Source organism: Rhabdochromatium marinum (assembly GCF_016583795.1).
GTDB lineage: Bacteria > Pseudomonadota > Gammaproteobacteria > Chromatiales > Chromatiaceae > Rhabdochromatium > Rhabdochromatium marinum.
Window position 1 is genome coordinate 44,334 of sequence record NZ_NRRS01000011.1, and the last position, 21,429, is coordinate 65,762.

At 61.7% G+C, this 21,429-nt stretch carries 18 protein-coding genes; 9 read left to right on the forward strand and 9 right to left on the reverse strand.

Going from position 1 to position 21,429, the window contains the following annotated elements; translation table 11 throughout:
• Positions 1–39: 39 nt before the first annotated feature.
• The 5 genes from tusB to dsrA form a co-directional block, all read right to left on the reverse strand.
• The gene (tusB, locus tag CKO36_RS05165) at positions 40–348 is read right to left on the reverse strand and encodes a sulfurtransferase complex subunit TusB (protein WP_200281475.1); all 309 of its coding nucleotides are present in this window, start codon (positions 346–348) and stop codon (positions 40–42) included.
• Between the two features lie 11 nt (positions 349–359).
• Entirely contained in the window at positions 360–770 is a 411-nt protein-coding gene (gene tusC / locus CKO36_RS05170; RefSeq protein WP_200281477.1) for a sulfurtransferase complex subunit TusC, read from the reverse strand.
• Positions 771–800: 30 nt separating this feature from the next.
• A complete protein-coding gene (gene tusD, locus CKO36_RS05175; RefSeq protein ID WP_200281479.1) occupies positions 801–1,193 on the reverse strand; it encodes a sulfurtransferase complex subunit TusD in 393 nt (130 codons plus the stop codon).
• Positions 1,194–1,309: 116 nt separating this feature from the next.
• Positions 1,310–2,386, reverse strand: coding sequence for a dissimilatory-type sulfite reductase subunit beta (dsrB, locus tag CKO36_RS05180; RefSeq protein ID WP_200281481.1), 1,077 nt, complete (start codon positions 2,384–2,386; stop codon positions 1,310–1,312).
• Between the two features lie 114 nt (positions 2,387–2,500).
• On the reverse strand, positions 2,501–3,760 hold the full coding sequence (gene dsrA / locus CKO36_RS05185; protein ID WP_200281483.1) for a dissimilatory-type sulfite reductase subunit alpha: 1,260 nt from the start codon (positions 3,758–3,760) through the stop codon (positions 2,501–2,503).
• Between the two features lie 545 nt (positions 3,761–4,305).
• On the opposite strand from dsrA, the gene CKO36_RS05190 reads away from it, so the two are divergent.
• The 5 genes from CKO36_RS05190 (at position 4,306) to CKO36_RS05210 (ending at position 7,299) form a co-directional block, all read left to right on the forward strand.
• A complete protein-coding gene (locus CKO36_RS05190) occupies positions 4,306–4,497 on the forward strand; it encodes a sulfur relay protein DsrC (protein ID WP_200281485.1) in 192 nt (63 codons plus the stop codon).
• Between the two features lie 278 nt (positions 4,498–4,775).
• A complete protein-coding gene (locus CKO36_RS05195; RefSeq protein ID WP_200281488.1) occupies positions 4,776–5,285 on the forward strand; it encodes an RRXRR domain-containing protein in 510 nt (169 codons plus the stop codon).
• Between the two features lie 64 nt (positions 5,286–5,349).
• Complete coding sequence (locus CKO36_RS05200; RefSeq protein ID WP_200281491.1) at positions 5,350–6,072, forward strand: hypothetical protein; 723 nt, start codon at positions 5,350–5,352, stop codon at positions 6,070–6,072.
• A gap of 23 nt (positions 6,073–6,095) precedes the next feature.
• On the forward strand, positions 6,096–6,821 hold the full coding sequence (gene cas6, locus CKO36_RS05205; RefSeq protein ID WP_200281494.1) for a type I-MYXAN CRISPR-associated protein Cas6/Cmx6: 726 nt from the start codon (positions 6,096–6,098) through the stop codon (positions 6,819–6,821).
• A 139-nt stretch (positions 6,822–6,960) separates the two neighbouring features.
• Positions 6,961–7,299, forward strand: a complete 339-nt coding sequence (locus CKO36_RS05210) for a TusE/DsrC/DsvC family sulfur relay protein (RefSeq protein ID WP_200281497.1) — start codon at positions 6,961–6,963, stop codon at positions 7,297–7,299.
• Positions 7,300–7,379: 80 nt separating this feature from the next.
• Here CKO36_RS05210 and CKO36_RS05215 read toward each other — a convergent pair whose 3' ends face one another.
• The 3 genes from CKO36_RS05215 to CKO36_RS05225 form a co-directional block, all read right to left on the reverse strand.
• Complete coding sequence (locus CKO36_RS05215; RefSeq protein WP_200281500.1) at positions 7,380–9,800, reverse strand: CHAT domain-containing protein; 2,421 nt, start codon at positions 9,798–9,800, stop codon at positions 7,380–7,382.
• Between the two features lie 45 nt (positions 9,801–9,845).
• On the reverse strand, positions 9,846–11,453 hold the full coding sequence (locus tag CKO36_RS05220; RefSeq protein ID WP_200281503.1) for a ShlB/FhaC/HecB family hemolysin secretion/activation protein: 1,608 nt from the start codon (positions 11,451–11,453) through the stop codon (positions 9,846–9,848).
• Positions 11,454–11,550: 97 nt separating this feature from the next.
• Positions 11,551–13,614, reverse strand: coding sequence for a tetratricopeptide repeat protein (locus CKO36_RS05225; protein ID WP_200281506.1), 2,064 nt, complete (start codon positions 13,612–13,614; stop codon positions 11,551–11,553).
• A gap of 449 nt (positions 13,615–14,063) precedes the next feature.
• Here CKO36_RS05225 and CKO36_RS05230 point away from each other — a divergent pair, with 449 nt between their 5' ends.
• Positions 14,064–16,067, forward strand: a complete 2,004-nt coding sequence (locus tag CKO36_RS05230) for a TonB-dependent receptor plug domain-containing protein (protein ID WP_200281509.1) — start codon at positions 14,064–14,066, stop codon at positions 16,065–16,067.
• A gap of 49 nt (positions 16,068–16,116) precedes the next feature.
• Here CKO36_RS05230 and CKO36_RS05235 read toward each other — a convergent pair whose 3' ends face one another.
• Positions 16,117–16,605: a hypothetical protein gene (locus CKO36_RS05235; RefSeq protein ID WP_200281511.1), complete on the reverse strand. Its 489-nt coding sequence runs from the start codon at positions 16,603–16,605 to the stop codon at positions 16,117–16,119.
• A gap of 201 nt (positions 16,606–16,806) precedes the next feature.
• On the opposite strand from CKO36_RS05235, the gene CKO36_RS05240 reads away from it, so the two are divergent.
• The 3 genes from CKO36_RS05240 (at position 16,807) to CKO36_RS05250 (ending at position 21,425) form a co-directional block, all read left to right on the forward strand.
• Complete coding sequence (locus CKO36_RS05240; protein WP_242469400.1) at positions 16,807–17,748, forward strand: sirohydrochlorin chelatase; 942 nt, start codon at positions 16,807–16,809, stop codon at positions 17,746–17,748.
• 39 nt (positions 17,749–17,787) lie between these two features.
• On the forward strand, positions 17,788–19,218 hold the full coding sequence (locus CKO36_RS05245) for an FMN-binding protein (protein ID WP_200281514.1): 1,431 nt from the start codon (positions 17,788–17,790) through the stop codon (positions 19,216–19,218).
• A 170-nt stretch (positions 19,219–19,388) separates the two neighbouring features.
• Positions 19,389–21,425 (forward strand): TonB-dependent hemoglobin/transferrin/lactoferrin family receptor, encoded by a 2,037-nt coding sequence (locus CKO36_RS05250; protein WP_200281516.1) that lies wholly within the window; start codon positions 19,389–19,391, stop codon positions 21,423–21,425.
• Positions 21,426–21,429: the final 4 nt, after the last annotated feature.

The window sequence follows — 21,429 nt, forward strand, 5'->3', positions numbered from 1 at the left end:
CCTAAGGTTCAAACATGAATCCAAGTGAAAGGGGTGAAACTACAACCAGGCCTGGACGGCATCGGCTTCTGCGGCAAGATCCACAAAGCCCGCATAATCCACGACACTGATTCCGTTAATCAGGCGATCCTCACCAAAGCCTCGGGCCTTGAGATCCTCGCCCAACACATAGACTTTAACCGATGCGAGCGCCCGCTCGACAGATTCTGCAGCGGCGGATCCCCGCAACGCGCCATAAACGCCATCCTCAAGCAAGAGCACCGAGGCACCATCCAGCACATGCTGAAGACAGGCGTCGAGCGAGGATTTCTCAAACGGGGACTTGTTGACGGTATGTAACTTACTCATCCCGAACTCCTTCAAAAGCTGAAGACGATGTCGGACTCACCCATGAGCGCGGCCATCTCGGCCCGCGACACCAAGGCGATGGAGTCTTTCTCGGCATAGTCTTCGTCCTCGTCCTCCCAGGTCAGGTGCTGCAAGTCATCCAGCGTCAGACCGCGCTCCTCCAGGGATTCTTTCTCGACAAAGATTTTCTTCACATCATAGTCGCCGAGCGCGGCGTAGGTCGGTGAGAAATTCTTCATGCCGATACCGGTGGTATCCTGCCCCTTGGTCAGCTGGTACACGCCGTCATCAACGAACGCCAGACTGACATCCTGATCGAAAGCAGCGCCGATCAGCACCACCTCCAACGATTCCCAAGCGTAGATGGTGCCGTAGGGCGCCTTGCGATTGAGATAAAGAAACTTCTTAATGGTTGCGGACATGCTCAAGCTCCTGTGCGCGGATTCCGGTGATCAGTCACCAAAAACGACCAGCCGGTCGGCTTGGATGGCGGCCTCGACCAACTGACCGAGTCCGGAGATGCGAAAACGCGACTGGATGTTGGTTGCATCCTTGCCATTGCGCTTGGCCTCACCGTCATCGACCATGCCGCGCCTTTGGGCGGCTGCCACACATACCACCATGTCGAGATCGTGCTGCTCGGCCAGTTCGGCCCAGCGCTCGACGACATTGCGGTCGTCCTGTGGTGGCGTTGTCAGACGGCTCGCGTTATTGACGCCGTCATGATAGAAAAACACGCGAAAGATCTCGTGGCCCTTGGCCAGCGCCGCCTTGGTGAAGTGGTAGGCGGAATCAGATGCCTGATGCTGATACGGTCCTTCGTTGATCTGAATAGCGAACTTCATGGGCTTTTTTTCGCTCCGATGTTGTCAGGCTCGGATAAGCCAGGTCCGGCTTCCCGGCTTTGGGCGTAAGGCCAGCGCCGGACCTGGTTAGCAAGCCGTTGGGGCGGGTTGGCAACTCAGAAACGGATGTACGTCGAGGCGTTGAAGCTGCTGCGCGATCCACGCCAGGTATCGATGTGATACTTGGTGAAGGGCAAATCCACTTCCTCGAAGAACCGCGGCCAGCCAATCCGCTCAATCCACTCGTTGACCCGCTCCCAGTCACGCGCGCCTTCTTTATAGGCTTTGAGGATACGCTTGACGATCGCAGTGGCCTCGGGCCAGCGTGGCGGGTTGTTGGGGATACCGGCGGCCACCAGCTTCTGGAAGGTCGGCTTGCCACGCGCATTGGAGTGGTTACCACCGACCCAAATGGCCAGCTTGGAGTGCTCGGCATCATTGATCTGCATCGGCGGACAAGGCGGATAGCAGGCACCGCAGCAGATGCACTTGCGCTCATCGACTTCCAGCGACGGCTTGCCGTTGACCATGGCCGGGCGAATGGCCGCCACCGGACAACGCGCCACTACTGACGGGCGTTCGCAGACATTAGCCACCAGATCATGGTTGATCTTTGGCGGCTTGGTGTGCTGGATATTGATGGCAATATCGCCCTGGCCGCCGCAGTTGATCTGACAGCAGCTGGTGGTGATATGCACCCGGTTGGGCATGGTAGCGTTGCGGAACTCATCAATGAGCTCGTCCATCATCGACTTAACCACGCCGGAGGCGTCGGTGCCGGGAATGTCGCAGTGCAGCCAACCCTGGGTATGGGAGATCATGGCGACGGTATTTTGCGTCCCGCCCACTACGAAGCCCGCCTGCTCCAGTGCATCAATCAAGGGCTGAACCCGAGCTTCCTCGGTCACCATGTACTCGATGTTGGATCTCAGGGTGAAGTGCACAAAGCCATCGGCAAATTCATCGCCAATATCGCACAGCTTACGCAGGCTAAAAACATCCAGAATACGCTGGGTGCCGGCCTTGACCGTCCAGATTTCGTCACCACTGTAAGCCACATGACGCAGCACACCAGGACGAGGATGCTCGTGATATTTCCACTGGCCGAAATTCTTACGCATCGAAGGATGCATGTATTGCCAGGGATCGGGACAGCCGGATTCGATCGGCTCACGCATATCTTTAGCAGCCATCGACTTTCCTCCAGTTCGTTGGCGTGAGCCCCGCCTCGGGGACTCTTGTGATTTCGGTCACCGCAGGCTGTCCGGTCAAGACCCAACAGCCTGCCATGTGCTAGATCGCTTGGTTCAACCAGCGGCGCGCTGTTCAGCCTGACGCTCGAACCACTCTTCTGCCGCCTCATCCCAGCCGTCGAGGCGGATGTAGGAGCTCTGGCGCGGATGGGCCAGCATGTTCGGATCGGCTTCAATCCCGATACCATCCAGGAAGTTGGCCAGACCAATGCGCTCAATCATCTCACCGCAGCGCTCATGCTCCAGACCGTTCTCAGCCCAGAAATCAATGATGGTCTCAGCCAGCTCGACCATGCTCTCGTAGTCTTCCTCGGTCTCGAGCTTCTTGAAGGGCACCAGCACGGTTCCCATCAGATCGCCGATCTTCAGGGTGCGCTTGCCACCGATCAGGATGGTGACACCCTTGTCGTCGCCGGGATGCAACGCCTTGGGCATGACGTTCAGACAGTGCATGCAGCGCACGCAATCGCGATTGTTGATCGTAAAGGAGTCATCGTCATTCAGCGACAGCGCATTGGTCGGACAGCGAGTGATGACGTTATCAATGATGTACTGACGACCCTTGGTCTTCACGTACTTCTTGACCTCATCCTGATCGACCTTCATGTCATCGCGCCAGGTCCCGATTACCGCGAAGTCAGAGCGCTCAATGGCATTCTGACAGTCGTTCGGACAGCCGGACACCTTGAACTTGAACTTGTAAGGCAGCGCCGGGCGATGCACGTCATCAACGAAGTTATTGACCAACATGCGATGAGACTTCAGCTCATTGGTGCAGGACATCTCGCAACGTGCCGAACCCACGCAAGACATGGCGGTACGTACGCAAGGGCCAGCGCCGCCGAGGTCCCAGCCATACTCGTTGACTTCATCGAAAAAGTGCTGGGTGGCCGGGGTATCGGCACCGATGAACATGATATTGCCGGTCTGACCATGGAAGGTCACCAGCCCGGAGCCATGCTTTTCCCAGCTGTCGGCCAGTTGGCGCAGCATCTTGGTGCTGTAGTGATTACCCGCTGGCGGTTGCACGCGCAAGGTATGAAATTCCTTGGACTTCGGGAAGGCACCACCGACTTCAGAGAAGCGCGGAATAATGCCGCCGCCATATCCGAAGACCGACACCGTGCCGCCCTTCCAGTAGCCCTTGCGAGTCTCATAGGAATGTTCCAACTGACCCAGCAGGTCATTGGTCATCTCATTGATGCGCGCTTCCGGATGCTCGTCACGCAGCCGCTTAATGCCGGAGATGAAGCTCGGCCAGGGTCCGCTCTCGAGCTGGTCGAGCATCGGGGTGTGGTGCTTTTCAATTGCCATAGCGCAAATTCTCCCGAATACAGAAAAAATCCGAAGGGTCGCAGCGGCCTGCTTGATTGTGTCCGCAGCCAGCATCGGCGCATGAGGCCCGAGGCCGTAAGATCGACCGGCTCATCCGCTCCCATCAGCCGCTACTTTAGTCCGAGCACAGCGCTGGGGCTATTCCACCTTTAGGAGGGGCTATCCCCTCCCGGTCTATCCCTTTGGGGATAGTTACAATCCTTAAAAGCCTCGGGGTGCGGGCGCACCGGCGCGACTTCCGCTGCCAGGCGCCGCCGCTTCAACGTCATGAGTGGCTGGCGATACTAGCGGTGTCCCCGACGAATGTCAAAATTCTCTAATATTCGAATGTACTGATATAGTCAGCCCCAAGCTCCGCTGGCCCTCCGGCAATCCAGGCGCCTTGTTGTATTCGCTGCACGGCGACTGCATCTTGCCCCACAGCGCAGCCGTACATGCAAAAGCCGGTTCACGCCCGCTGTATGCCGGTTGCATCACATTATGAGCGGTCCGCTTGGACCCACACCACCGGGAGTCTGAACCTCATGCTAAAACTGAGCGAAATTCTCGTGGCCAATCAAGAGCTGGAAGGCTTCGACGAGCTGGTCCCCATCATTCAGAACATCGCCCGCGACGGCGAGCGCTTCTTCCGCATGGATGTGAAACCACCCTTTCCGGATACCCCGGAGAACTGGGAAGACCGCCTCGAAGCAGCCTTCAGCGGACTGGTGCGCTAAGGAGACCTTGTCAACTACCCCGGCCTGAAGGCCGGAGCTTGAAAGAGCTCGGTTGACCAGGGAAAGCGGTGAAAACCCGCTGCGTTTGCAACAGGTCATCAAGACCCACTCCGGGATGCTTCCTCAGTTCCGGACCCTGGAAGATCAGGATCATGCGGGCGAAAGGCAAAGCGCCGAAGATTCTGATCGCTGCCGCCAGGCAGGAGCCGGTTGCAGACCTTCCCGAGGGGAGCGAGCCGCAAGGCTCCGTCACCAGGCCCGTAAGGGCAGAAATTGAAATGGCTGTCTTCGTCCTCGACAAACAGAAACGTCCGTTGATGCCCTGCTCAGAAAAGCGGGCGCGGTTGCTATTGAAGCGCCGGCGGGCGGTGGTGGTGCGATTGCACCCCTTCAAGATCCGCCTGAAAGACCGCATCGGCGGTGAGACTCAGCCGCTGCGCCTATCGCTCGATCCGGGCAGCAAGACCACAGGGATTGCACTGGTGCGCGACCTTGAGCGTATTGACCCCGACACGGGCGAGGTGTGCCGTGAGGCGCATGTGCTGTGGCTTGGTGAACTGACCTTCCAGACCGGAGATCGGGTGATCGCTGAAGTGCCGAACGGCAAGAAAGCTGGAAGCCATGTGGGACGGGTCGCAGTGCGCAAAACAGGCTCCTTCAACATCCAGACCACGCAGGGTGTGATCCAAGGGATTTCACACCGCTATTGCCAGGTGCTGCAACGCGCTGATGGCTATGACTATTCATTCACCCCAACCTTAACGGAGGAAGCGAGACAGGTCAGCTAACCGCGCTGCGCGCGGTGCGCTATCCCTCCCCGCCCTGAAGGACGGGATTTCTCGCGCAAGACTGATGAATTTTATCGATCTCACTCAATCGTCTCTGGCCGACACCGCCGCCGACTCCGTTCGGTCCAACTCCGCCGAAATTGCCGCACTCGAAAGCCATCTCAGCGCGCTTCAGGACCAGGAACGCGACTTGGCGCGCAACCAGGCCAGCGCCGAAGAACGTGCAGAGCTAAAGCTGCAAATGGCCCGCACCCTGGTCAGTCTGGAACGCGGCGCCGAGGCCTGGCCCCTCGCCCGCGCCGCACTCGACAGCCTGATTCAAGCCCAGGATTTCGAATCCGCCGCCGATTGCTGCGAAGTGCTCTTCCGTGCCGAACAGCCGCAATCCCTAGCCGCCCTCGGCCAGGGCATCTGGCTAGCGGTCACCTGCCCCATCGACCCGGATCTGTCGGTCGAATTGCTCAGCCACGTGATTGAAGAAACCCCGGACGATGCCGATGGCGCCGCCGTCGCCGCAACCACAGCGCTGTTTCTGGCCGACGTGCGCGCCCAGGGAACCCAACGCGAAAACCTGATGTTCTTCGCCTCCCAACAACTCGGCGAAGTCGCCCGCCGCCACAGCCAGATCGAAAGTCAGGACGCCTTTGATGCCTGGCGCGACCGCCTGGAGCTGCGCGAACCGGACAAATTTCTGGTGCGCCTGCGCAACATCGTCGATGTGCTGGTGCAGGATGACTGGTGGTTTGACCGCGAGGCGCTGCAATCGCAACTGCCGCTGAACGCATAAATCGACTCAGGAACCGTATCGCAATGACTCAGAACTTCTGGCAGGAAGACAGCCCCGAACCCGCCGCGCCCGTCACGGACGCCGTCGTTGATGTGCTGTTCTCACTGCAATGTCGCTCGCTGCCGGTCGATCATGCTGAACCTCTGGCTGCCGCGCTGCTGAGCGCCGTCCCCTGGCTCACCGAGGCCTCCTGTCGCGGCGGCATTCACAGCATTCATGTCGCCGGCTCACAGAACGGCTGGCAACGCCCCGAGGCTGAAGCCGGTCAGCCCCTGATGCTGTCGCGCCGCACCAAACTTGGCATCCGCGTGCCCAAGCTGCGCGTGCCGGAACTCCGCGCCGCCCTGGAGCATCAGGCGTTCGACATCGCCGGTCATGCCCTACAGCTGGGAACCGGCAAGGAACGCCCCCTCAGCCGCGAAACTACCCTGTTCGCGCGCCATGTTTGCGGCCCCCAAAATACTCATGCAGACGCAGACGCAGATAACAGCGAAGCGGCCTTTCTGGAATGGGCCGCCACCGCGCTGGCCGAACAACAGATTAAAATCCGCAAGGCTTTGTGTGGCAAAACTGTACCTGTGCGCACCGCAAGCGGTGCCCTGTCCACTCGCAGCCTGATGCTGGCCAATCTGAGCCTGGAGGAATCCCGGCGCTTGCAGGAACAGGGCCTCGGCCCCCATCGCGAACTCGGCTGCGGCTTGTTTATTCCGCACAAAGGCATTGACGCCGTCGGCCCCACCCAAGGCTGACCATAGTGACGACATGGCAAACATTGAATATGATGGCCGGCCAACGGCCGCGCACCATGCGACCGAGCAACCCATTTTATTGCAACCGCCACGGTGACCGCTTGTCGCCGGGCCATAACAACAAACGAGGATCATCGACATGGCAATCGAGGTCAATGGCACCAGCATCGAAACTACCGAAAGCGGCTTTCTGGTCAATTACACCGACTGGAATGAAGATGTCGCCAACAAACTTGCTGAGATCGAAGGTATTGAGCTGACCGACAAGCACTGGGACATCATCCACTACCTGCGTGATGAATACATCAACAACAACCAAAACCAGCCCATGGAGCGCGCACTGCTCAAGGACATCGGCAAAAAATGGGGTTCCAAGCCGAGCAGCAAAGACGTCTATAAACTCTTCCCGCTTGCTCCCACCAAACAGGGCACCAAGATCGCTGGCCTGCCGGAAGTGCATCGCAAAGGCGGCTACTAAGCGACGCTGATACGCTCAGGACAGCGCACAGCATTACCTCATCTCCCAGCTGTGGCTGGTCCTGAGCAAGAAGCCCTTACCTACAGCCAATTCCCCACCAGAATAAAAGCACTCCAATCACTGGGCTTGGCGTATCTGCCACTGTGAATCATCTCCTGCTGGGCCTGCTGCAGGGCACGCGCCTTGCTGAACTTGCCCTCGGCCAGCTGCGCATAGAAATTTGCCATTAGCTGTTGGGTGGCGGCATCGCCGACTGGCCACAGGGAACCCAGGGCACTGCGGGCGCCGGATTGCAACGCAACACCGCTGAGTCCAAGCGGGGTGCGGTCATCGCCCTCGGCGGTCTGGCAGGCACTCAGCACCAGGATTTCAATCGGACTGCTGTCGAGCTCGCGCGGTTTCAGCGCCGCCGCCAAGCGGGCCATATCGAGTTTGTGGTCATAGGTAACGATAAAATTCTCTTCTGGCGGGCCCTGGAACAGGCCGTGGGAAGCGATATGCACAATGCGATAGGGATTTTGCTCGACTTCATCAACAAAGCGGTGCAGCAAGAAGTCCTGATTGCGCAGGACCTCCGAGGCGGTTTCCGTCGCTAGCGTATCGATTTCCGCCTCCACACCCGGCAGGGATAGAGCCTCAATCATCTCCTGGCGCGCAGCGCGCGGAATCCGCGCTGGCGTCTGGCCTGCTGCACCGCCACGCCCCTGCACTGGTACCGAAGCCCCGCGTGCGCTGTCCTCGACACCGCGCCTGAGCGCGCGGCGATGCTGTTGCACCATAGCTCCGACCCACCAGTCCGGTAGTTCATCAACGACCGGGCCGGGGCGACTGACGCCGGCAATCAGGGTCTTGGGACGCGCCTGTTTGAAGGCTTTGGGCTGCAAGAGTTGCAGGCCGAGCGTGGTGGCAACCGCATAGTCCTCAATCAGATAGCCGCTCGGGCTGCGCAGCACCGCAACGGGCACGGTGCGCAGGGCTCCATCCGGTACAAAAACCAGGGTGTCGATGCGGTGCTGACGCAGGGTTGGCGCGAAGGGTGCAATCAGCCAGTCATAGAGTTCCTGTGCTTCAGGCTCGATGGGCTGATCGTAGCGTAGCTTGAGTGCCAGAATCTGGGCCGCCAGTTCGACCTGATCGCGCGCAATCGGCAGGGTTTTCTGCATCATCTGGTCGGCGGCGCTCAGAATCAGCTCCAGACGATCAGGAAAGAGCACCGGGTAGAGCACGGCTGTGTGCCGGTCTAGAGTATCGACCTGGTTACGCAGCGGCTGAATGCAAGCATCGCGGAAATAATCCCGCAGCTCGTCAACCTTGAGTTGCTCCAGGTTGTTGCGCGCCTCGCGCAGCAGTTGCTGTTTGGTGCCCGCATTGGCCGTTGCAGCGGCTTCTTGCAGCAAAAGGTCGGACAGTCCCAGATAAAGCGGCTCCAGGGTTTCGCGGAACGAGGAACGCCCCTCGGCGTATTCGACCGGAATCTCGCCGCGAATCTTCTCCAGATGCCCCACGGCGCGGCGATAGGCGGCCAGCGCGTGGCGACGATCCCCGACGGACTCGAAGCTGCGCGCAAGTTGCCATTCCCATTGGTAGCGCAGGTCATAGGCATCAATGGGCGCCAGCTGCAAGGCCTGTAGCAACAGATTGCGGGCCTGGCGTGAGCCGTTATCCGCCAGCGCGGCAAACTGTCCAATGGCCTCGGCACGCTCGCGCTGCAATCCGGCTGTTTGTGCCCGTTCAGCCGCTGCGGTTAGGCTCTTGCGTGCCAGTGCCCGAGCGCTGCCCGAGCCGCCCTCTTGGGCCAGATAGGCGATCCGCAGCAGCAGTCGCACGCTCTCGCGACCGGCGGGCAGTGCGCTGGCTTCCTGGTAGGCCGCGTTCAGTGCACGCCGCTTGGCGCTCTGGGAGCCGGCCACGGCGGCCAGATTGACCCGCGCGCTGGCAACCAGCCCCGCATCGCTGGCGCGCCGGGCGGCGGCAAGGGCGGCGCGATAGTCATCGGCGGCGGCCGACTTCTGGCCCTGGGCCAGTTTCAGGTTGCCCAGTGCATTGGCACTAGCAGCGATCAGCGTCGGCTTGTCGAGCGCGCGCGCTTGACGGGTGGCCTGATCAAGCCAGGAGGCCGCCGCGCTGTTGTTGTGCTGGGCCAGTGCCACTTCGCCAAGACCCAGGGTGGCAATAGCCGCTTGCAGGTCCAGGCCATGCGCCTCGGCCAGTTCCAGTGCGGCGGTGTAATCGGTCTTGGCTTGGCGGTAGTGGGCCAGGCTCCGATAGCTTTCCGCGCGGTGAAGCCGTGCCGCGATGCGCTCAGCGGCCGGGCTGTCGCGCTGGTCGATTTGCGCCGACCACTGGCGAATGGCCGAGGTCTGGCGCGCATCGGGCTTGGCGGCGTGGGCATCGGTGCTGGCGTGCGGTTCGCAGCTGTTGCTGCTGGCGAGCAGGGGGACGCTGGCCAGCGCGGCGAGCAACAGGGTTCGGATCAGAGGGCGAAGGGCGAAATTTCTCATAAGCTTAAGACTCTCAGCCGATCGGCGCAGTTAAAAGTCCCGCAGTTAAAAGTCCGCTTGCACCAAAAAGTTGAAGCCACGGTCTTGCAGATCGTCTTCGTTGGCTTCGATGATGTCTTCGAGCGCATAGCCATAGTAGAACTTGGCACGCAGGCGCTCATCAAGCGACCACAGCAGACCGAGCCCCACCGAGGCAATGGTCTGGCGCTTGCGGAAGCTGGCATGATCCCAGGCGCTGCCGACATCGGAAAAGACGGCCAGTTGCAGCACTTGTTCAGTCTGTGCAAAGCCCTGCCCCTGCCAGATCGGGTAACGGGCTTCGATCGTGGCGGCATAGCCCTGATCACCGACCAGGGTGTTCTCGCGATAGCCCCTGACGGTGTACATACCGCCGACCGAAAAACGCTCCAGCGGTAGTAGGATGTCGCCGGACAGTTGGGCGGCGCCGCGCAGAATCAATTGTGCGCCCTTGTCGCTCAGGCGGCGCACATACTGCGCCTGCCCACGCCAACTGAAGAAGTCGCTATCGGGCCAGCCGAAATCGTGCATGGTCGCGTCCATCGCATCCAGCCCCAGGCTGAACTGGGAGTAAAGCGCCAACGCCTGGCGATCGGAGCGGCGGGCGTAATTGGTGAGCAAGCGCGCGGCACTGACGCGACTCTCACCCGAGACCGAGCCGGGTGAGAAGTCGAACGGCTTCCCGAGCAGGGTGGTTTTGTTTTCCGCCCAGCTCAGCATCAGTCCAAGCTCCAGGCTGCTTTGCAGGTTGTGCCACAGCTCGTGGGACAGCGCGATCTCGGCGCGCTGGGTTTCGCTCTGGATGTTCAGCTCGCGCAAGGTTTCCTCGATCAGCGGCGCGTCGCTGCGCTTATAGCCGATGGAAACGCGGGTGCCGCGCGCGTTGAGCGGAATCGACCAATCAATAGCGCCCTCCCGACCCTGGCCCTCGAAGCTCTGGCCGATGTACAGATCCAGCGCATCGCCCCAGCCGGTCAGATTGCGCAGAGTGCCGCCAACATAGGCACGCACGGCCCCGGTGCTCGGCGGGCGGGCATTGTCGGTGCGCAGATACAGCTCCCAGGGCCGGGCCGGGGTGACGGCCAGATCGAGCACCGCCACACCGGGTCCGTCGCCCGGTTGCAGGCCGCCCTGAAGTTGCTCGATCAGCGGGTCTTGCAGCAGCAACTGAAAGCGCTCTTGCAGCTCAAAGCGGTTGAAGGTCGCCTCGGGATCGGGATGAATCCGCCGGCTGACATAGGCGGGATTCAGCCGCCCTTGTCCAGTCACGCGCACCTCAGCGAGGGTGCCGGCGATGACCTGAACGCGCAGCACACCATCGCTCAGGTCTTGATTGGGCACCAACACCACGCCGCTGTTGAGATAGCCCTGATCGACATAGTGCTTGGTCAGCCGGTAGCGCAGCTCCTCGACATCGGCCAGCGTGGTCCATTGGCCCAGAAAGGGCTCGATGAGCACATCAACGCCGTCCTCCGGCAGCGGATTGCCGCCGTCGAATTGGATGGCAGTGAGGACAAAGCCGGGTTCCCGAGGGGCGGGAGCAGCTGGATTTCCGACCGCGACGGCCAGCGCTGGTAGCAGCACTACAGCGGCCCCGGAGATACGGCCAAAGAGTCTCGAAACAGAGATGAACATGGGATTTTTCGCTCCTCAATCTTCCAGTGGCAACAACCGCTGAAGGCCGGCGCAGCAGATGGACAGGCCGTTTCTGTCCGGGCGTTGCGCGATCGGATCAATTCCCTCCTTCGGACGCCGCAGGGTCGTCCTGCGCGGGCGTTGCGGCTGAGACCGCCTCCACCCGCGCGCGGATGGCCAGCAATCCCGCGCGGTCAGATGCAGTGATGTACAGCCCGGCCCGATCGAGGGCATCGAAGAGCGCCAACATGGCGCCCCAATGCCGGACCAGCGCCGGCTCGTCGTCGCGAGCATCAGCAACCCGTCCGAGCTTGAAATGGGAGACGGCGAGATCGCGCTGCCAGCCGGCATGGCCGGGCTCGGCGGCGGCCAGGCGCTCGGCGATGGCCAGATCGCGCTCGAAGTCCTGCTGCGCCCCGTCGAGGTCGCCGCGCGTGACCTTGAGGTCGCCGAGCTTGTCCAGGCTCACCGACAGATCGCGCTGCCAGCCGGCATTGCCAGGCTCGGCGGCGGCCAGGCGCTCGCGGATGGCCAGCGAGCGCTCGAAGTCCTGCTGCGCCCCGTCGAGGTCGCCGCGCGTGACCTTGAGGTCACCGAGCTTGTCCAGGCTCACCGACAGCTCCCGCTGCCACTCGGCATGGCCGGGCTCGGCCGCAGCCAGGCGCTCAAGGATGGCCAGCGCGCGCTCGAAGTCCTGCTGCGCCCCGTCGAGGTCGCCGCGCGTGACCTTGAGCTCGCCGAGCTTGATCAGGCTCACCGACAGATCGCGCTGCCAGCCGGCATTGCCGGGCTCGGCGGCGGCCAGGCGTTCGCGGATGGCCAGCGCGCGCTCGAAGTCCTGCTGCGCCCCGTCGAGGTCGCCGCGCGTGACCTTGAGCTCACCGAGCTTGATCAGGCTCACCGACAGATCGCGCTGCCAGCCGGTATTGCCGGGCTCGGCGGCGGCCAGGCGCTCGGCGATGGCCAGCGAGCGCTCGAAGTCCTGCTGCGCCCCGTCGAGGTCGCCGCGCGTGACCTTGAGGTCGCCGAGCTTGTTCAGGCTCACCGACAGATCGCGCTGCCAGCCGGCATTGCCAGGCTCGGCGGCGGCCAGGCGCTCGGCGATGGCCAGCGAGCGCTCGAAGTCCTGCTGCGCCCCGTCGAGGTCGCCGCGCGTGACCTTGAGGTCGCCGGTGCGATTGAGACAGAGCCCGAGGTTGCGTTGCCAGCGCGGCTCGTCGGGCTCAAGCGCGATCAACGCATCCACGCGCCGCCGGGCCAAGGCGAAATCCCGCTCGGCGGGATCGAGCGTGCCGCGGATCACGGCGAGGTCGCCCTGATCAATCAGAAACCAGCGGTGGGCGTCCAGTGCCTCGGGCCAGTCCGGCGCGAGCGCGACGACTTCGGCGTAGAGCGCGCGGGCCGGCTGCGCCTCGGCCTCGGCGGCATAGAGTCCGGCACTGGCGAGCAGCGGCTCCAGCTCTTCGCGGTCGCGGGTGCGGTTGGCCGCTCGCCGCTTGCGGATGCGCGCGACGATGCCGCCGCGCTTGGTCTCGATATAGTCCAGGGCCGCGCCCGGGCCTTGCTCTTGCAGGATGCGGGCAAGGGACTTGGCGATGCTCTCGGCCTCGGGGCCGGTGGCAATGCGCTGGAATTCCTCGGCCAGGTCGTCGATGCGCGCAAGCTGGGCATCGCGCTGGGCTTTCGCGGCCTCGAGCCGGCGCTCGCGCACCTGCCAGTCGCCCGTGACCGCCTCGGCGGCGGCCTTCTGGGCGTCGTAGGTGTCATCGACCGATGCCAACAACTGGGCGCGAATCTGGGACGTGTCGATGGCACCGTCGTCGAGCTTGATCTCGACATAGGCGACGATGGTAAGCACGCTGGCGACCAGGGCGATGAGGTAGACCAGTCTGGCCCAGCCCGAGCTCAGCCGTGCGCCCCAAGCGGATCGATCGACCGGCGGGTCGGGGTCGGGTGCCGGTACCGGTGTCGATGCGTTGCTGTCGGCTGGCAACTGCGCAGCCGGCACCGGAGGCTCGGCGGGGGCCTCCGGCGCCGGAGGTTCGGGCTCAATAGGCTGCGGTTGCGCCGGGTTGTCGTTGCCGCCGTCGGGCACCGCCGGCTGTGCGAATGCCGGTTTTCGGTCGAGGTCTTCTGGATGTGCTGCATGCGAATCGGTCATCTCGGATTCCTCGTCGAGCAGAAAAACGAAGGTGTTCCTTGCTGATTCCGCCAGCAGACTCTACGTTGCTTCGGGGCACAAGAAAACCCGATGAAGAAATCATCGCAAAGTTGTTGCCGCGAATCCATCTTTTCTTGCGACGGTGGGGTGTTGCCGCACGAGTTTGGCGCGTGGCAAACGGTCTATGCACGAGCGTCAGGATGCGCTTTGAATTGACAATCCTCATTTATATATAAGAATCATTCGCGTTAGCTTTAGCATCTGGATGTGATCATATAGGATGTCGCTTGATGCTTTCCGTTTACCAATTTGTTTCGCGAATGAATCCAGAATTGACCCCGAGACACCGAGTCGAACGGCACCAACTGACAAACCGAGATACCAGGCATCGGTCAAATTCATCGGCGGACATGCTGGCGGCGGTCGCGTCCCTCGCGGCGACCCTCTTGATGACAGCGGGGGCGGCGGCAGTCGCCGACACCCATGTCGCAGGATCCGATCCAACCCAGTTACCTGGCGTCGGTTCGCTGGGTAGCGCGGAAGCGGAAGTAGTTCTTGCACCGATCAGTGTCACTGCCACCCGTGTCGAAACTGAATTGGAGCGCATCCCTGGCGCGGTGCAGGTGATGGGTCGCGACATCATTGAGCGCACGGACGCTCAGCGCCTCGGGGACTTGCTGGAGCTGGCGCAGGGCGTCAATCTGAGCAAACGCGGAACCCGCGATACTGTGTCCATTCGCGGCTTCAGCAATGAGCAGTCGCTGATCCTCATTGATGGACGGCGGCTTGCCGATGAGCCATCGCAGAAGTTCGCGCTGGATCGAGTGACCCTGGCGAATGTGGAACGGGTTGAAATTCTACGCGGTCCCGGTAGTACCCTTTACGGCGCCGATGCCCTAGGCGGTGTGATCAACATCGTCACCCGCCGTCCAGAGCGTAACCAGCTTGAGGTGCGCACCCGGTGCGATCGCATTGAACTCGACGGCAGTCATGGATGCGAAGGAGATGTCTACGGCGCCTGGGCGGTAAACGATCAACTCGCGCTGTCGCTGTCGGGAACCCTCATCGATCAGCCGACGGTGGAGCTGGACTCCGGAGCCTCGGCCAGGGACGCCGAGCGCTTTCAGGACGGCAGACTGAGCCTCGACTGGTCGATCACCGATGACTGGCGTGTGCTGGCCTCAGTTTCGCAGTTCGATGCCGACAGCTATTTCTATGCCCTTGGCGGCGGTTCGGGTCAGGGCTCGGGTCAGGGCTCGGGCGGGCAAGGAAGTGGGTCGTCGGCGCGTCAGCGCTGGGACGACAACAACCGTCGCCGCGACTTCGCGCTTGACCTGCGTTACCAGGGCGCGGCGGATGACGGTCGCATCCAGCTCTATAACTCGCGTCTCGACAAGGACCGCAGCATGCGGATGGAAAATGCCGCCACGCTCAAGAATTTCGACCAGGTCCGGGTGGAGAAGACCGCCATCGACGCACACTACGGCTGGGCACCGCTGGCGCGACACTGGCTCATCCTCGGCGGCGAATACCGAGTGGAAGACTTCAAGGGAACCACGTTTCGCACCGAGGACGAGGTCGGTATCGCTCGTCGTGGCGGCCTGAGCAAGCCGGTGTCCAAGGCGTCCATCGACTACTGGGCGTTGTTCATGCAGGATCAATGGCAGCTGTCGCCGCGACTCGACCTCACCCTGGGGGCGCGTTACGACGCCTCGGATCAATTCGATAGCCGCGTGACCGCAAACATCGGCGGGGTCTATCAGCTGTTGCAAGAGGACGAGCGCTCCCTGCGGGTCAAGGCACGCTTCGCCCAAGGATATCGAGTGCCGACGATGCGCGATCTGTATGTGGATGTCGATAGCGCCAGCGTCAGCCGCCGCGGCAATCCTGATCTGCGGCCCGAGCATTCCAACAGCTTCGATCTCGCAATCGAAGGCCGCTATCGGGAATTTTCGGCACGCCTTGGCGGCTTCTACAACAAGGTTCAGGACTTGATCGACGAGGAGAGCATTGGCAAGCGCCCCGACGGTAAACCGATCTTTCGCTATGAGAACATCGGTGAGGCCACCCTGCAAGGCATTGAGGCCAGCTTCGACTGGGCCGCCTTGGCCGATCTGAGCCTGGGACTGGAGTACATGTACCTGGATGCCCGCGACGACACCACCGACGAGCGCCTTGAGGATCGGCCCCTCCATCGGTTCGTGACGACCTTGGATTACACCTTCATGCCTTGGGGGCTGGATGTAGCGCTTTGGGGTGACTACAACCTCGACGTCATTGACAGCGCTTCGGGAGAGCAAAAGAACTATGGCCTGTGGAATCTCAGCCTGTCGCAACCCCTGACCCGTCAGCTCGACCTTCGCGCCGGCATCGAAAACCTGTTCGACGAGCGTGATGACGATTTGTTATTGGTCGGGCGGAGCTATTACCTAGGGCTGAACCTGTCCTTCTAGGCGGCCATGCCGGGCGCCGGTCGCGCGCGCCCGTGCTAACCCCTTAATCCTATGGCCGTGAACGGGCGCCGAAGCCGCCGTCTTCGACCAGACGCTGGAATTGGTCCGACGTCAAAATGGCTCGGAAAACCCGCAGTGCGGCGATATGCAAATCGGTGATCTGGCGCTTGATCCGCGAGAGCTCGTCCAGTTGCGCGCTCAAAGCCTCGGCGGTTGCATTCTTCTCGAGGACGGCATAGCGAATCTGGCGCTCCAGTTGCCAAGCTTCTCGTTTGCGCTGATGCATCTGCGGGGGATAGACCGCAATGATCTCTTTTTGTAGACGATCATACTGTTCTGGCAATAATTGATAGCGTTCGGGATGCTGTTTGATCAGCCGCATCGGATGGGGCAAGGCCACCAGCTCGTCAACACGAAAACGCGCATTTCCGGGCTCAGAAGCCACACTGGACGGCGGCGCGTTCTGAGCTGCCGCGAGTTGCGCGCCACACATCAGCAAGACAAGTAGGACGAAAAACACTGGAATGCGAAATATCATGCGAAGGATTCCCCTGCTACGAAACAAAAGTGAAGACATCGGTAACCAGAATATTGCGGATACGAATATATCGCAATCGCATTAGATAGATTCATGGTGAAGCCGTTGACAGCGGCGGTCGTCTCGGAGACAATAATGAGATTCTCTCTCATTTAGTTTTGCATTAGCGCTCGCGCTTATGACCGGCTTAGGAGTCTCCGCATGTTTCATAACCTGATGATTCGGCTCATTGTCTTGCTGTCGCTTAGCACACTGGCGATTGTGCCGATGGGCTGCTCCCAAGACGCGGCCAGCGCCCCGAACCGCGCATCGCGGGATGCGGAAGCGACCGGCCGGACAGGCGTGCTGCTGATCAGTCACGGCTCGCATTCCAAGCGCTGGCGGCAAATGCTGCTCGACGTCGAGCAGGCGGTACGCGAACCTCTGTTGGAGATGCCCGGCGTGGAAGGCGTGCGCACCGCTTTCATGGAATACAACGAGCCGTCCATCGCCACCCAGCTCAAGGCCTTTGATCGCGAGGGCTACGAGAACGTCATCCTGGTGCCGATCTTCCTGACGGTCAGTTCCCACTCGCTTAACGATATTCCGACCATCGTCGGTATGCAGTCCAATCCGGACACCGTCAAACGCCTGGCTGAGGAAGAAATCGAGGTCTATCGACCCAAGGCGCGCGTCACCCTGGTGCCGACGCTGGATTTCACCACCCTACTTAAGGACAACGTAGCGGCCCGCGCCGAACAGCTGGTCGAACAACCCGAGGACACCGGCGTGGTGCTGGTGGCCTACGGCGATGCACGCTACAACCAGCAGTGGGAGGAGTTGATGAGCGAGCTCGGGCGCGCGCTCAAGATCAAGGTCGGCATCGATACCGTCGCCTACGCTTGGTGTGGCCATTTGGTCGATTACGCGCCCGAGCCGACGCTGCGCGCCATTGAGCAGGTGTTCGAGTTGGAGCCTAAGGTCGCCGTGTTGCCATTGCTGGTGGCCTATGACCCCATGTTCCAAGACGACATTATCGGCGCGGCCGTGGAGCAGAGCCCGCGCTCCGAGGACATCCTCTATCGGCACGACGCCATTCTGCCGGACGAGAATCTGCATCGCTGGATTCTCGATATTGTCCAGCAAACACTCGCAAAGTCCTAAACGAGCGCGTTTCAGCGCCACATCCGAATGACAACGGCGATGATCGGCAGGCCTCGGGCGGTTTGGTTATGGCGGCGCTGGCTCGCCACTGTAGTCCTTGCTGCCGCACTCATTGGTTTCGGGTTGCAGGCCACCGAACGCCGTGAGGATCCGCGGCCACGCATACATCTGGCCGATCCCGCGCATCAAGCGCCCTGTCTGCTCGACGCACGCGAGGGTTCTGGGTGCGATACCGGCTTCATCGCCGCGCATGGCATGACCGAGGATCCGACCTGGCGTGGCGATGGCTATGGGCTGCTGGGGCAGTCGCTGCCAGCACCGGCCCCCTTCGGGTTGGCGGTGGATGCGCGCAATGATCCGGTGCTCTCAGACGCTGCGGGTGCGGCATTGCTGGCCCGAGCCCACGCACACGAACCCGATGCGTATCGCTTGGAGCTGCGCCCGGGCGCACAGCTCATCGTTGTCGAACGCCGCGATCTGCAGGGGCGCTATCGCGGCCTGTATCTGGACAATGTCGCGCTCGAGAGCAGCGTCCGGGGGTTCGCCGGCCCAATCAAGCTCGGCGTGTATCTTGATGAGCAGGGCCGTATCCGCAGGCTGGTGCATCTGGATTCCCGTGAGACGCCGAGCTATCTGCGCCAGGTCGAGGCGGCCGGCTTTTATGCGCATTTCAGCGGATTGCCGGTCGACCGGGCCGAGCATCGGGTCGACGCGGTTAGCGGCGCGACCCTGACCTCCCGCGCCCTGGCCGCAGGGCTGACCGAGTTGGTTGCCGCCGCCGAGGAACCGCTCGGCGACTATCTGGCGGCGCCGCCCCGCAGCTTCGCGGTCGTGGCGCGGCTGTCGCGCGATTGGATCGGCCATGCGCTGCTGTTGCTTGGGCTCTTTGTGCTGGCGTGGCAACGACGCTGGCCACTCAGTGGCGCTGACTGGCGGCTGCACGGGCTACTGGCGATCGGTGTTCTCGGGCTGATGCTCAACGACGCATTCACCTATATCACGCTGATGCAGCCCTTTTTTGGCGTCACCCTGTCGGCCTTCGCCACTCTCTACCTGGTTCTGGTGCTGCTGGGCGCGATCTGGGATGACAACACCTATTGTCAGCACATCTGTCCGTTCGGGCAGGCACAACGGTTGGTCGCGCGCTGGGATCGCGGCTCACGCCTGAGCCGCTGGCCGCTGTCGCACCGGCGCATGCGCCAGCTGCGCCAACTGCTGACTCTGGTCTTGATAGTCGGGATTCTTGCCGGTTTCGAGCGCTGGCGTGGATTCGAGTTGTTTCCCGATCTGTTTGGCTTCGACAGCGGGTCGTTGTGGTTTCTGCTGGCGCTCTTTTTGATTCTGCGAGTGAGCGCCTGGATTCCCATGCTGTGGTGTCGCCTGCTTTGCCCGACCGGCGAGGTGCTGGATACGCTTGCGCGCCTGATGCGACCGCACAGCGTGCGCATTAAGACGTGTAACGAACAGTAAAAGAGGTGCCTTGGTTTCTTCTCGTTGTGGTATTGGCCCAATGCAACCGCCGGCGTCTCCGAGCTGGCTGGTTGCTTGGGTATTTTTTGGGAGATGCAGCCATGTTCCGTGTTGATCCACTCTTGAATTTTGACCCATTGCGCATGTTTGGCCAAATCCGGCGGCATAGGATGCCGCGCTGGTTGTTCAACCTCGGTATTAGTGTCTGGTTAAGCGTGCTGCTCGGCCCGGCACGGGCCGAGACCGATTCCCCAGCCATCTTGCCAACCCTCACCGTCACCGCCACCAAGAGCGAGCGCGCCGTCGAATCCCTGCCGGAATCGGTCAGTGTCGTGACGCGCGCGCAGTTCGAGCGGTTTCAGCCCAGCGATCTGGGTGGGGTACTCGAAGGTCTGCCCAATGTCGCAGTCGGTGGCGGGCCGCGTGGCATCGGTCAGCAGATTACGGTGCGTGGTCTGAGCGATGAGCGGCTATTGTTGTTGCTTGATGGCGCTCGTCAGGATTTCGGTCGTGCCCATAATGCGCCCCTGTTCATCGATCCGGAGCTGCTGCGCCAAGTCGATGTGGTACGTGGCCCGGCCTCGGCGCTGTGGGGCAGCGGTGCGCTTGGCGGCGTAATCGCATTGGAAACCTTGGATGGCACCGAGTTGCTGGCACCTGGCCAGTCGCTGGGCGCGCGCGTCAAGACCGGCTACCAAGATGGCAACGGCCAATGGCTTGGCAGTGCGACCGTCTATGGCGTCAATGATCATGGACTAGACGCCCTACTGAGCCTGACTGGCCGCGAAGCCTCCAACATGCGCCTCGGCGATGGCTCGGATTTGGCGCATTCGGGATTCCGCGAGCTGTCCGGGCTGGGCAAGGTCAACTGGAGCCCAGATGGACGCAACCGTTTTGGCGTCAGTGTCCTCGCCGGAGACATCGACGGCGAGGTGCCGTCGAATCCGCAGACCGAGGCCACAGAGGATAATCTGGTCGATCGCACCACCCGCCAGTCGCATGTCGCGCTGCGCTACACACGCGAGGAGCCGCTCCATACCTGGCTACAGCCGTCGCTGCTGCTGTATCGCAATCACACCGATATCGACGAGCGCCGGCTGTTTGACAGGCGCCACGACCAGACCGACTTCGAGACCCTGGGGCTCGATCTGCGCAATCGCGCGGTGCTGGGCGGCGATGGTCCCTGGTCACAAGTCTTGACCATGGGGCTGGATGCCTACCGTAACCGCGCCGAGGCGGAGCGTGACGGTAAGGCGCGCGACAGCTACCCGGATGGCCGCACCGAGGTGGTGGGCTTCTATCTACAGGATGAAATCCGGCTTGGCGAGCGCTGGACCTTGATCCCGGGATTGCGCTGGGACAACTATCGCAGCGAAACCGATGCTGCGGACATCGCCGATAACGAAGACAGCGCACTGTCGATGAAATTCAGCGTCCATTTCGCGCTGACCGATTGGCTGTCCCTACAAGCGCTTTACAACGAGGCCTTCCGCGCGCCCTCGATCAGCGAACTGTTCGTCTCGGGGGTGCATTTCACCTGCGGGCCAGGCTGTGAAAATCTGTTCATTCCCAACCCGAGCCTCAAACCCGAAAAAGCCTACAACAAGGAACTGGGCCTGCGGCTGCACCGCGACGGCTTGCTGACACCGGGGGATCGTGGCGATCTGCGCGTGGCGATGTTTCGCAACGATGTCGATGACTTCATCGACCAGATCGTTGACTTCAGCATGCACCCGGTGCCGGGCAATCTGGGGCGTGGCGGCGTGACCGGCTTTGTCAATGTCGGCTCAGCCCAGTTGGAGGGCTTTGAAGTCGAAGCGCGTTACCAGGCGCCGCGCTGGTTCGCGACTGCGAGCTATGGTCAAACTCGTGGTGAGGATCGCCACACCGGCGAACCTTTGTCAGCCATCGAGCCGGATCAGTGGACGCTGCAGGCTGGGATGCAGATGCCGCAGCGGGACATCGATTTCGGCGCGCGTGCGCGGCTGGTAGCGGCGCAGAATCGGGTGCCGGCAAGCGGCACCCCCTCGGATGCTTACCAGCTTTACGATCTGTGGTTGAGCTGGAACCCGGCGTCAAGACAGGGACAGGGTCCCAGTCTGAATCTGGCCGTAGACAACCTCCTCGACGAAGACTATCAGCCGTATCTTTCTGCGCTGCAAGGCCCTGGGCGCAATATCAAATTGATGTTGGCGTATCGTTTCTGACCTC

What these genes read in the sequence shown, in the direction of transcription:
- CKO36_RS05210 (WP_200281497.1), top strand. Translation starts at nt 6,961, where the DNA reads ATGGCAATCGAGGTCAATGGCACCAGCATCGAAACTACCGAAAGCGGC.
- CKO36_RS05250 (WP_200281516.1), top strand. Translation starts at nt 19,389, where the DNA reads ATGCCGCGCTGGTTGTTCAACCTCGGTATTAGTGTCTGGTTAAGCGTG.
- CKO36_RS05220 (WP_200281503.1), bottom strand. Translation starts at nt 11,453, where the DNA reads ATGTTCATCTCTGTTTCGAGACTCTTTGGCCGTATCTCCGGGGCCGCT.
- CKO36_RS05195 (WP_200281488.1), top strand. Translation starts at nt 4,776, where the DNA reads ATGGCTGTCTTCGTCCTCGACAAACAGAAACGTCCGTTGATGCCCTGC.
- CKO36_RS05235 (WP_200281511.1), bottom strand. Translation starts at nt 16,605, where the DNA reads ATGATATTTCGCATTCCAGTGTTTTTCGTCCTACTTGTCTTGCTGATG.
- dsrA (WP_200281483.1), bottom strand. Translation starts at nt 3,760, where the DNA reads ATGGCAATTGAAAAGCACCACACCCCGATGCTCGACCAGCTCGAGAGC.
- CKO36_RS05230 (WP_200281509.1), top strand. Translation starts at nt 14,064, where the DNA reads ATGACAGCGGGGGCGGCGGCAGTCGCCGACACCCATGTCGCAGGATCC.
- tusB (WP_200281475.1), bottom strand. Translation starts at nt 348, where the DNA reads ATGAGTAAGTTACATACCGTCAACAAGTCCCCGTTTGAGAAATCCTCG.
- CKO36_RS05245 (WP_200281514.1), top strand. Translation starts at nt 17,788, where the DNA reads ATGATCGGCAGGCCTCGGGCGGTTTGGTTATGGCGGCGCTGGCTCGCC.
- tusC (WP_200281477.1), bottom strand. Translation starts at nt 770, where the DNA reads ATGTCCGCAACCATTAAGAAGTTTCTTTATCTCAATCGCAAGGCGCCC.
- CKO36_RS05190 (WP_200281485.1), top strand. Translation starts at nt 4,306, where the DNA reads ATGCTAAAACTGAGCGAAATTCTCGTGGCCAATCAAGAGCTGGAAGGC.
- CKO36_RS05200 (WP_200281491.1), top strand. Translation starts at nt 5,350, where the DNA reads ATGAATTTTATCGATCTCACTCAATCGTCTCTGGCCGACACCGCCGCC.
- CKO36_RS05240 (WP_242469400.1), top strand. Translation starts at nt 16,807, where the DNA reads ATGTTTCATAACCTGATGATTCGGCTCATTGTCTTGCTGTCGCTTAGC.
- CKO36_RS05215 (WP_200281500.1), bottom strand. Translation starts at nt 9,800, where the DNA reads ATGAGAAATTTCGCCCTTCGCCCTCTGATCCGAACCCTGTTGCTCGCC.
- cas6 (WP_200281494.1), top strand. Translation starts at nt 6,096, where the DNA reads ATGACTCAGAACTTCTGGCAGGAAGACAGCCCCGAACCCGCCGCGCCC.
- CKO36_RS05225 (WP_200281506.1), bottom strand. Translation starts at nt 13,614, where the DNA reads ATGACCGATTCGCATGCAGCACATCCAGAAGACCTCGACCGAAAACCG.
- dsrB (WP_200281481.1), bottom strand. Translation starts at nt 2,386, where the DNA reads ATGGCTGCTAAAGATATGCGTGAGCCGATCGAATCCGGCTGTCCCGAT.
- tusD (WP_200281479.1), bottom strand. Translation starts at nt 1,193, where the DNA reads ATGAAGTTCGCTATTCAGATCAACGAAGGACCGTATCAGCATCAGGCA.